Source organism: Paenibacillus lupini (assembly GCF_011761355.1).
In the GTDB taxonomy this organism is placed as follows: domain Bacteria; phylum Bacillota; class Bacilli; order Paenibacillales; family Paenibacillaceae; genus Pristimantibacillus; species Pristimantibacillus lupini.
The window spans coordinates 480308-492099 of sequence record NZ_JAASRW010000004.1 but is presented as its reverse complement, the minus strand read 5'-3'; the positions used below and the strand labels follow the sequence as shown (position 1 = coordinate 492099).

At 47.0% G+C, this 11792-nt stretch carries 7 protein-coding genes; 3 read left to right on the top strand and 4 right to left on the bottom strand.

Features of this window, described 5'->3' with window-relative positions; translation table 11 throughout:
• Positions 1–18: 18 nt before the first annotated feature.
• The 4 genes from FHS17_RS15665 to FHS17_RS15650 form a co-directional block, all read right to left on the bottom strand.
• Positions 19–1077: an S-layer homology domain-containing protein gene (locus FHS17_RS15665; RefSeq protein ID WP_167279331.1), complete on the bottom strand. Its 1059-nt coding sequence runs from the start codon at positions 1075–1077 to the stop codon at positions 19–21.
• Between the two features lie 55 nt (positions 1078–1132).
• Positions 1133–5644 (bottom strand): glycoside hydrolase family 3 C-terminal domain-containing protein, encoded by a 4512-nt coding sequence (locus FHS17_RS15660; protein ID WP_167279330.1) that lies wholly within the window; start codon positions 5642–5644, stop codon positions 1133–1135.
• A gap of 265 nt (positions 5645–5909) precedes the next feature.
• Positions 5910–7130: an MFS transporter gene (locus tag FHS17_RS15655; protein ID WP_167279329.1), complete on the bottom strand. Its 1221-nt coding sequence runs from the start codon at positions 7128–7130 to the stop codon at positions 5910–5912.
• Positions 7131–7201: 71 nt separating this feature from the next.
• Positions 7202–7801 carry a TetR/AcrR family transcriptional regulator gene (locus FHS17_RS15650; protein WP_167279328.1) on the bottom strand — a complete coding sequence of 200 codons (600 nt, stop codon included), beginning with the start codon at positions 7799–7801 and terminating at the stop codon, positions 7202–7204.
• Between the two features lie 179 nt (positions 7802–7980).
• Here FHS17_RS15650 and FHS17_RS15645 point away from each other — a divergent pair, with 179 nt between their 5' ends.
• From FHS17_RS15645 to FHS17_RS15635, 3 genes are read left to right on the top strand one after another with little or no spacing between them, the layout of a single operon-like run.
• Positions 7981–9090 (top strand): GerAB/ArcD/ProY family transporter, encoded by a 1110-nt coding sequence (locus tag FHS17_RS15645; RefSeq protein ID WP_167279327.1) that lies wholly within the window; start codon positions 7981–7983, stop codon positions 9088–9090.
• Between the two features lies 1 nt (position 9091).
• Complete coding sequence (locus FHS17_RS15640; protein ID WP_167279326.1) at positions 9092–10537, top strand: spore germination protein; 1446 nt, start codon at positions 9092–9094, stop codon at positions 10535–10537.
• A gap of 37 nt (positions 10538–10574) precedes the next feature.
• Complete coding sequence (locus FHS17_RS15635; RefSeq protein ID WP_167279325.1) at positions 10575–11792, top strand: Ger(x)C family spore germination protein; 1218 nt, start codon at positions 10575–10577, stop codon at positions 11790–11792.

Genomic DNA, 11792 nt, shown 5'->3' with positions numbered 1-11792 from the left:
CTAACTGTGCAGTATCAGCTACTTTTTATAATCAACAATTCGCAGGATCATCGTCACAGCTTCGGCCCTATTCGCAGAATCTGCAGGTACAAACTTGTTATTACCCCGGCCGTTCACAAGACCGGCTTTAACTGCAGCTGCAACAGCCTCCTTCGCCCAAGACGGTATGCTGACTGCGTCTGCGAATGTAAGCTGACCGGCTTGCTCCGTATCCAGCTTAAGCGCGCGAACGGCTATGACAGTCATTTCCGCACGGGTGATCGGAAGATCAGGACGGAACGTTCCGTCTGCAAAGCCCTTGATCCAGCCTGCAGCTACTCCGCTCTCCACATAAGGCTTCGCCCAATTGCCGATTTTGTCATTATCCTTAAAGGCTGCAGCCGAATTATCCCCATTAAGAGGTAATTGCAGCGCACGCGCCATCATCGTCACAAATTCCGCCCTTGTAACCTGCTTAAGCGGTTTAAACGTACCGTCTGTATAACCATTGACGAAGCCAAGCTTAGCCGCTCTCGTAATGGCCTCCTTCGCCCAGAAGTTTGCAGCAACATCTTTAAATTCGCCGCTGACATTCGTGGAAGCCAGGATATTCACCTGTACGGTTTTATTTGGCGTTTGCTTATCGGCTGTCAAATCCGAGCGGACAATCTTAACGGATTCAATAACTACCGAAGCCTTTCCTTCTGCTAATCCATTAAACGTAAAGGCAGCTAGAGACTTAGCCCCGGAAGCACCTGAAACTGAACCCACCTTCGTATAAGCGAACGTCACTTTATTTCCCGATTTAATAGGAGAGATTGCGAAGCCGTTTTGTTCGGATGTACTGTTTTTCGGCAAAACATTATTCGCTGATTGAAAGGAAAGCTTGCTTGTATCATAAGAAAGGACGATCTCATAGCCATAGACATCCTTCAAGTCATTCCCGTTAACCGTTACGATTAAAGCATTATTTACGCTGACGCTCGTCTTATCCGTACTGATAGAATAAGAAGCTTCTGCCGCTGACACCGAATTAACCGCAACACCGGATAATAGCAAACATAAGGCGATTGTAGATAAGAACCATTTCCGCAGCATCGATAATCTCCCCCATGAAAGCAGGAGGAAGGGTCACCCCCTCCTCCTCTTTGAATTAAGATTGCAGAATTTTTTGCGCGATCATGACGAGGTCGGAAATATCGATAACGCCGTCATTATTAAGATCCATCCGTTTTATCGCATTCCAATCTGTGGATTGCGATGTTTTGCCATAGTTGACGGACACTTGAGCCAGGTCGAGCACGCTGATTCTATTGTCACCATTCACATCGCCTACAACCTGCGTTACAACAAGCTGCTTGAACGCTTGAAGCGCTTGGCTAAGGGCTGCAACAGCATCTTGAACCTGCTGCTCAGTTGGTGTACCTCCAGCAACTGTAATCGCTGCATCAATTGCCGCTTGCAGAGTTGCTTTGGAGCCTGCAGGGTATTGACCAAGTGCTGATCCTTCAACTGCAGCATCATGGAAGGCTTGTGCTTCTGTGATTTTATCAAGCAGCGCATGATTATTGACGTACAGAATTTGAACGCTTAACGAATCACCCGGTTCTGCCGTAATCTCCGTAGTACCATCCGAGAATAAAGCGTTTGTAATCGCGAAGGCTGCTGTTTGGTTTTGCGTAAGCGCCTTGGCTTTCAAATTCAACTTAATCACATTACCATCGGCCGATACGGCATGGTCCGGACCTTCACTGACAAGCAGGATCCGCACGGTTCCAGGATTATCTGAATCTGTACCAACAATGCTCACACCATCCGTCAGAGACTCCGCACTTAGGAACTCAACCGCGCTTGAATCATAGCTTACCTCAATATCCTGAGCGAGCAGCGGTGAAGATACATGGCTTAAACCAATGTTAAGGCTAAATGGAGCATTGGAGTAGACTTGATTGACTCCGTTCAGGGAGGCTTTAAAAGCTCCCGCTGCGTTGACAACCAGTGAGTTAGTGACGGAAATCGAAGTCGTATTGGCATCCGCAACCGTAATCGTCACCGTATACGGGCTTGCTTCATTGGTTCCTTCAGCAGGAGTTCCGGTAATTCTTCCGGTCGCTGGATCGAAGGTCAAGCCATCTGGAAGTCCCGTCACGCTCCACGTATAAGGAGCGGTGCCGCCAACAGCACCAAGCGTCAACTGCTGATCGTAAGCACTGCCGATCTCTGCGCCCGGCAGAACCGCATTAGCAGCTGGAGAGCTTATCGTAAGCTCATTTTCCGTTACCTGCATATTGTCGATACGCAGATCCGGCGAGTCGAACACGACATATACCGTGTGCTGCCCTTGCGGTGCATCATCAATTGTCGCTTCAACTTCGGTAAATCCAAGCTCTCTAACCGTTTGATCCGCTGCAGTCGGCATCGTGTAGGTGGATACACTCGTTACCGGCACTGCGATTGTTGCAAATGGCTCATTGGTCGGAGAGTCGGCTCTTAACGTAATGTTGCCGCCGCTTCCATTGCTCGCAACGCTGGCTACTAGCGTGTTCGCTCCGGTAAAGTCAGCTTTCGGCAGGGCAACCCAGGAGCCTTGTTTCTTCGAATTAACGGTGTAGTATTCACCTGCAACTTTGTCGTCTCTCAAGCTCTCTACCGTCCGGGCTTTGGAAGCCTCCGAATAGTTCACATAGCTTGCAGCAAAGGCATGATCGAACACATTAAACTTATCTGTTGCAGGGAGGGTAGAAAGCTGATCACCTGCAATCGTAATATTACTTGTGTAGCGGATATCGTCTGACGAGTGGCCTACCATAAGCGAGTAGGAGCCGTCCTCTACGATGTAATCTCCCTTATTCACATCCCAGATAGCGAGATCCTTAGGATCTACAGTCAGAGTAACCACTTTATGTTCACCTGCTGTGAGTGATACTTTCTCGTAACCAACAAGCTTCTTCTGAGGTGTCTCGGCACCGTATGCGGAGCCGTTTTTCTTCGCATACAGCTGTACTACTTCTGATGTTGCAATATTGCCCTCATTCGTAATTTCAACGGACACGTTGAATGGAGAGCTGCTGTTGGTTGTAGACGGAGAGACGAAGTCTTTGTAAGTAAATTCAGCGTAACCAAGTCCATATCCGAATGGGTACGTAACTGGAGCACTCGTATACATGTACGTTAATTTCGTTTCAACCGGATCTGCATTAAACATATCAACCGTATAACGCGGATCGATCTGGCTTAATGTTGTTGCATTGCCTTCTGGAATCGAATACTTATCGATTGCTGGAAGTGCAGACATATCTGCATACCAAGTGGAAGACAATCTTCCCGTAGGTGCATAGTCGCCATAGAGTACATCGACAAGACCTTGGGCATCGAACTCGCCGGAATATGGCTGTTCGATGATGGCAGATACGTTAGGGTCATTCTGAATAGCTTCCATAATAACCGGCGAGCTTGCAAGCAGTACCACAATCGTTTTCTTGTTCTTCGCTGCGAAAGCCGCGGCTGCGTTCTTCACCAGCTTGTAATCATTAGCCCCAAGGTACAAATCGGCACGGTCATTGCCTTCTGCCGCACTGTTGCTTGGATGCGCGCCTACGAATACAAGGGCATAATCTTGTGTTTCTGCCATTGCTGCTGCGTCCGCGCCTGCTTCCTTCACTGTTGTTTTCTCGAACTTCACGTCATCGCCGCGTATATTCAAATTCGATTGATTACCGATAGCTGCAGCGGCAGTTGCGATCTTGCCATCCCCTGCAGTTGTCAGGAATCTGCCGCTGTATACGCCAGTCTGGAAGCCTAATCCGCCGGAGATAATGGAGACGGAATTGTCCGCATTGCTCTCGAAGCGAAGCTTGGCAGGCACAGTGCTGTTATTGCCCAGAGAAGTAAGGGTAGACCAGTCCGGGTTTGTCAGCAGCAGGTTTGCTGTTGCCGTATTCCCAACGGCCGAGTTATTTGCGGTTGGAGCTGTAACCCAACGGCTGTTCTCCTTGGAGACAAGACTTGTCGCTTGCTGACCCCAATCATAAACCTCGAACAGCTGGGCGTTGTTGAAGGTCTCTCCAGCTGGCGTATAGTCAGCTGACAGTTGTGCTCCTGCAGCCGTTCCAGCAGTCAAGTACTTGCCGTTTGCCTTAGATTTAAGCGCGATAACTTCGCCGCCTGTATTAAATTGCACATTGGAAGCGCCAATCGTGTTCAAGATAGAGAATAATGGTGTCTTCCCTGCCGTCGGAAGGCTTGGAGTGCTCGCCGAGTATTGGGCTTTCATACGCATATCGGCATATGCTCCGATGACAGCTGCCTTTTTATTTTTCGCCAGCGGGAGCGCATTGTCCGTATTTTTCAACAGTACAACGGTTTCTCTCGCTGCCTGCTGAGCAACCTCTTGATGGGCTGTGGTGCTAAAGCTGGTGAGATTAGAGGATACATCCTTTGCCTGGCTGGCAAACGGATAATATTTAGGAATACCGTTCTGATCCACTTCGTTAAATATACCTGCGCGGACAAGCTGATTAATAAGTGGACGACCAGATGCTTGAACATCCTGCAAGGTAATACCGTACAAACCTTCTTTGACAGCGTTCGCCAGCGTCACGACATCTGTCTTATCCGTGCCGCTTGCCCGAACAGATTCCGAATGACCAAGCACCATAAGCGCAAGCGCATGTTTGCGGTCCAAGGTGTATTGCGTGTCATAACCATTCCCGAAGCTTGTGTTATACAAATGCTGCTCCCCGTTAAAGTCCGGCGAGGAGTACATGCCATATTTGGCCATGTTATCGCCCAGAATCATGTAAGGAGAAATAATATTAGGAATACCGTTTGTACGCCCGAATGAGGTCATGATGCCAGATACTGAACCCGACTGTAATCCCTTAAACGCAGATGGAGTCTGATACTCGTAAATGGATCTTGCTCCGGCTGCCGTACTGGAAGATTGCCGGTACCACTCCGCGTTGTACATGGAGAAATGCTTGGTTCCTACAATTGCCCGGATCCAGAAGCCGTCTTCACTCGACCTTTGATCCGTACCGGACAGGCCTGCTGCCATATTGTCGATCATCGTTGCCGACAAATACGGATCTTCACCATAGCCCTCTGGGAAACGTCCGTTAAGCGGGTTAATACGCATATCCGATAACGCGGTGAAAGCAATCAGTCTGGACGTATTAGAACCGTTGTGAATATTAGCTGTGCCTTGTTTTACATTGTTTTGGCTGATTTTCTCACTGCCCATCACTTGCCCTACTTGAGTCAGAAGCTCCTTATTCCAAGTCTGCCCCAAGCCTACAAGTGCAGGAAAATCCGTTGATACTCCGTACACGTTATCTGCCGCAGATATGCCCCCGGGTACGGTCTTCCCCTTGACCGGATTGTCATCCATAACGAACGTATAATTGTCGCGGATACCCGTTGCATACAAGGCTGCACCTTCAAGCCCGACATAATTAAAGTAAGTATCGACGAATGCATCCAAGTGCGAAGGAACTCCATCAAACAATGGCATTCCATCAAAAATGCCGCCAACCTGCGTGTTAAAGTTAACCGCATCTGCTGAGACTTTACCGGGCATTACCTGCAGTGAACCGCTAAGCAATAATGTACCTGCCAATAAGACCGACGTTACTTTTCTTCTCTTTAGCCCCTTCGTACTGACCATGCTGACACCATCCTATTCATCCCAATTTAATGATTGTGACTGACGATGGATGCTTGCTAAGCTTGCAACGGCTAGCCTTCCTCCTCTCGGAAGTATACAACTGATTTGTCGACACCTTTAGTGTAAACGCTTACTTTAAAGTCGGTAAGCGCCTCATTTTTTGGGATAAGTTGCTCTTTTTTTTGATAATGGCATTAAATAAAAAAAACAGACGCCGGTATAAAAAATACCGACGTCTGCAGGAAAGAACGGAAAATCAATGAAATTACGAAGTTGAACGTGCTCCCTGCAGGCTGCGCTTCTTCTCCCGCAGGGTCAGCATGAAGCTTAGCAGCAATACAATACAAGCTAACCCGTACGGATAGTTAATATCGATATCAAACAAGAATCCTGCGATGATCGGTCCAGCAATATTGCCAAGACTAGTGAAGGCTGAGTTAAGGCCCGCTACATAACCCTGCTGATCCTTGGCTACCATCGACATCTGTGTACTGATCGCGGGTCTTAGTATATCGATCGCCAGGAAAATAATAAACGTAACGGCAAACACCATCCAGAATTGATGGACAAACAGCGTCAGCGCAATAAACAATCCAGCGAACAACAAGCAGATCGAAATGACACGCTTCTCGCCAAACTTTTCCAAAATCCAGCTGAAGATGGTCACCTGGACCACAGCACCAGCGATCGAGCCAAACGTTATAATAAAGGCGATATCCTTAGGCTCATAGCCGAATTTATGATCAACGAACAATCCAAATACGGTCTCAAAATTCGCAAGCCCAAAGGACAAGACAAATACAATAATCAAGCTTAAGAAATAAGGCTCGCGATAGGAATGCTTCAGCTGGCTAAGAAAGCCGCCCTGTCCTTTTGCTTTAATTGTAGACGGGGCATTGGAGGACTCTCCCACTTCCTTTACCGGTCTCGACTCCCGCAGACTCACCAGATTGATGAAGGCTGCAACAAGACCTGCTGCCCCCGCAGCATAAAACGGTGCACGAATTCCGAATTCGGCAATATAGCCGCCAATACCAGGACCGATAATAAATCCGGTTGTAATCGCTGCGTTGATAAAGCCCATTCCCTTGGCACGTTCTTCTTTGGTTGTAACATCAGCTGCATAAGCCATAACCGCAGGCATAATCATTGCTGCAGCAATGCCGCCGAGCAACCTCGACACAAACAGCAGGACGGAAGAAGAAGCAAATCCGAACATTGCTTCTGATACAGCAAAAACAATCATCCCAATGACGATCATCTTTTTCCTGCCGAATTTATCCGACAGACGTCCGGCGAGCGGCGAGAACAGAAGCTGCGTCAGCGAAAAGGCAGCGACGAGAAGGCCTACAATCCCTCCCGTAATGCCCAGCGTCTCCATAAACTTCGGCATGATTGGGATAACGAGCCCAATCCCCGTGAAGACTAGCAGTAAATTAAACATCAGGATGAGCATTGCTCCACGATTTTTAAGTAATAACGTCATTCTTTATTCCCCCGGTTTCCAAGCTGTCATAATACTGAATATTCATTCTAGATTATTGCGTAAAAAAAGGCCTAGCGGCCCGTCTTGGCAATGCCGTGCAAGAACACATCTATCGCCAGCCGGTAAGCCGCCAGCGCTTCATACCGTTCCATTCTTCTCGTATGCTGATTTAGACCGTACATCAGACTATCCAGAATAATAGCGAGTCCGGTCACATTCGTCGTTTCGAATTCACCATTATCGATCCCCCGCTGCAACAGCTCTCGGTTAAAATCAATATAACCTTTAACCATCTCATTAATGCGCTCTTCTACTTCAGGATTTTTCTCTGCATTGTAAAAAAACTCATCAACGGCTTTAGTAAGCGGGTGATTCAGCTGATCTTCCGCCAGATGCTCTGCCATCCCATACAGCTTATCGATGGTTGTCGGGTAAAGAGGCTCCTTCGCCAGCCAGTTCACTTCCCACTCCGTATTCCAATCCTCGATCAGATGCAAGAACAGTCCTTCCTTGCTTTTGAAATGATAATAAATGTTGCCGGCACTGCAGCCGGTCGCTTTCACAATATCTTCAATGGAAGTCGCCTTGTAGCCCTTTTGCACGAATAAAGCTCGGGCGGCATCAGCTATCTTCTTCTTTGTCTGCTCGGTTTGCTGCTGCTTCTTATTCATCTAGTCTTCACCTCACTTGAGCTCCGATCATTCATACTGAACATTTATTCAGTATTGTAATGGATACACGCTGAATTGGCAACTCGCCAATTGAATGATTTACTTAAAGGTTACATATTCCAGCTTGTTCTTGGAAATAATTAGCGAGAAAATCTGCTGACTTCGGGAGGGAAATGATGTTGGGGAACAAACAAACCATTAGCTCTAAGCAGCTGCTTTCCCTAATGATATTGTTCGAGTTCGGCACGGCTATAGTCGTTCATATCGGACTTGAGTCAAACCATGCCACTTGGCTGTCCATCTTGATCGCACTCCCTGGAGCACTCCTTCTATATGGACTTTACCGGTATTTATATCGTCAATATCCAGACCTCATTGTGAGTGGTTATATCCGAAAAATCGTCGGTCCCTATCTCTCATGGCCATTAAACTTGTCTATCCTTGCTTATTTTATATACAACGCTTCCCGCAATCTGCGGGAAGCCGGCGATTTACTAATCGCTTCCGTCTATGATGAGACTCCACTCTTTATTATTAATACGACTATGGCACTTGTCATGATTTATGTACTTAGCAAAGGAGTTGAGGTTTTATTCCGGCTTGCCCAAGTCTATATATTGGTCATCCTGTTTCTTGGAATAACCGGGCTGCTAGCCGTATCTTTCTCAGGTGAAATGGAATTTTCAAATCTATTTCCGATTAACGGAGGAGACTGGCGTAATGTCATCCAAACCGCTTACCCGTCTATACTCCTATTCCCGTTTAGCGAGCTGTTCGCCTTCTCAACCATCTTCCCGCTGCTTAATAACTCTAAGGAAGCAGGAAGAACGGGAACTGCCGCCATTCTCTTCAGCGGGTTAGTATTATCCCTGACACAAGGCGTGCAGCTTCTCGTGCTTGGAAACAGCATCTATGTCCGCTCTACCTTTTCGCTTCTTACCACGATATCGGTCATTAATGTGGCTGATTTTCTGCAGCGGCTGGATGCGATCGTTATGCTGTTGCTGATTATATGTGTATTTTTCAAAATGAGTTTGTACTGTTACGCCGTGATGGCCATATGGGGTGATTTATTCCGGATTCCCAATACTAACAAGCTTGCCGCACCTGTGGGAATTGTCATCCTCTTTATGTCTATATTCTCGGCTTGGAGTTTTCCGGAGCATACGGATGAAGGCCAAAGATCTTCGATGGTGATGTTGTTTCTTGTAACCGTTGCTATCCCCTTGTTCCTTCTACTCGTACACTTTGCCAGAAAAACATTCCGACGCCTCAGGGAGGTTAGCTAAAATGAATAAAACCATTTCTGCAGACCGGATCAGCACGAATCTGGAGATGAATCTACACGAGATCAAAGCTTCCTTAGGTTCAAGCTCAGATCTGGTATTCAAAAGATTTACTCTTGAGGGCATTCAGGCTGCCGCGGTGTATGTCGACGGGCTTATCGATAGACATATTGTTCATGATTTGTTGTTTGATTCTTTTTTCTCGCTTACCTTTGACGTTCCATCTAAGTCTCCTCTTGAACAAATCAAGCATAAGGGCTTGTCCAGTATTAATGTTCAATCCATGAGCACCATAAATGATATCGTTCTAGCTATTCTTTCCGGTAATACCATCTTGTTGCTGCAGCAGTGCGAAGAAGCTTTAAGCTATGAGACATGTGGCGGAGAAGTAAGGCCCGTAACGGAGCCTTCCTCTCAAATCGTAATTAGAGGGCCAAAGGACGGCTTTAATGAATCCATCAGCACGAATGTCGCACTTGTACGAAGAAGGATAAAAAATTCTAATCTTTGGCTGGAAACGATGCAGGTTGGATCTGTTACGCATACGGAAGTAGCCATCATGTATCTCAATGGTACGGCGAAACAGGAAATCATTGATGAAGTCAGGCGGCGCCTGCAAAACATCGATTACGAGTCCATATTGGAATCTGGCTATATCGAAAATTTGATTGAAGAGCAGACCTATACCCCTTTTCCGACCTTGTTTAATACGGAAAGACCAGATACGGTAGCCGCGCATATTTTGGAGGGGCGGATCGCTGTTTTCGTAGACGGCACGCCATTTGCACTTGTTGCTCCAACGACATTTTTCATGTTTTTTCAGTCTGCAGAAGATTATTATCATCGAACAGACGTTTCCTCGGGCATTCGATTGTTAAGGTATATCTCTTTATTTATTTCCATGTTTGGCCCGTCAATTTATATCGCTTCCATCACGTTCCACCAGGAAATGATCCCTACGCCTCTGCTTCTGTCATTAGCCTCACAGCGGGAAAGTGTTCCCTTCCCTGCTTTAGTCGAAGCGCTGATTATGGAAGTATCCTTCGAGATCCTTCGGGAGGCAGGCATACGGATGCCAAGGGCAATTGGGCAAGCCGTATCCATTGTTGGAGCATTAGTACTAGGACAAGCAGCGGTCCAGGCCGGGATCGTATCCTCAGCAATGGTTATTGTCGTTGCTCTAACGGGGATTTCCAGCTTTACGACCCCTTCCTTTAATGCCGCTCTGTCCATTCGGTTATTGCGTTTTGCCGTCATGTTTTGTTCTGCATTTCTAGGTTTTTTCGGCATAGCGATGTTCAGCATCTTAATGATCGCTCATATGTGCGGATTACGTTCATTTGGTGAACCCTATTTGTCGCCTCTTACTCCGCTTCGGCCCAATGAGCTGAAGGACACCTTTGTCCGCAGGACGTTCAAACGATCCTCATCAAATCGAAGACCCAATTAACTTACCCTGAGCACATCTAACGGAAGGAGGCCATGCTGTGAAACGAATCGTTGCGATTCTGGTTCTGCTCTCGGTTTGTTTACCTGTAACCGGATGCTGGAATAGCAGAGAGCTAACGGATATGTCCATCGTCGTTGGCATGGGGATTGATTCTGTCCCTAATTCCAACGATTATTCCGTATCCTTTCAGATCGTGAATGCCGGAGCGTTATCCGCACAAGGAGGAGCTCAGGTCGGCATGGGCGCTCTTCCCATTGTAACTTACAGCAGTCAGGACAATTCTTTATTTGGTGCTCTTCGTAAAGCGTCAAGAAAAGTGCCAAGACGGCTCTTTTTTGGTCATATCCAGCTTGTCGTTATTGGTGAGGAGGCAGCAAAAAAAGGAATTAATGACTTGTTTGATTTCATGGAGCGGTCACACGAGGTGCGTCTAAGCTCTACAGTTCTCATCTCCAGAGGAACAACTGCTGAAGAGATCGTGAGTATTGTGACTCCACTGGAAAAGACCCCTTCTATCGGAATCTCCAGAAAATCACGGATTACTTCTCAAGTGTGGGCGGAAAATGCCGACACCAATGTGAAGGAGATCATTAATGATCTTGTTGGGCCAGGGGAGCCCATTATCGGGGGAATTCAGATTATTGGAGATCGCAAGCTTGCCTCTACGGAAAGAAACGCAAAAAACGCCCAGCCGCCTTCATACGTCTTAATAAACGGTATTTCGTTAATGAAAAAAGGTAAATTGATTGGATGGATGGATAACCATTTGGCCAGAGGAGTCATGTGGACGAGAAATGAAATGAAAGGAACCGTCATGAATCTTCCCTGCGAGGAGGCAGGTACAAAGGATGTTGTTGTCGTTGTTCGATCGATAACAAAAGTGAAGCCAAGCCTTCAAGAAGGCAAACCTAAATTCCTTATTCATATCAAAGAGGAAGGTGTCCTTGGTGAAACGACTTGTTCGGATGATCTGAATAATCGAGATGCCATGAAGCGAATCCAGGACAAATGGGCGGCCCAAACGAAGAAGGAGGTCGCAGCAACCATTACAGCTGCGCAGAAGGCGGAGTCGGATGTGCTTGGATTTGGTTCCTTCCTGCAAAAGTCTTATCCTAAACAGTGGAAAAAGCTTGAGAAGAATTGGCCTCAGACGTTTGCTGAGAGCGAGTATGAAATCCAAGTAGAGACTTATATTCGAAGGGCTGGAATGAGAGGGTCTTCTTTCAAGAAGCAAATGATCGAGGCGGAAGAATAA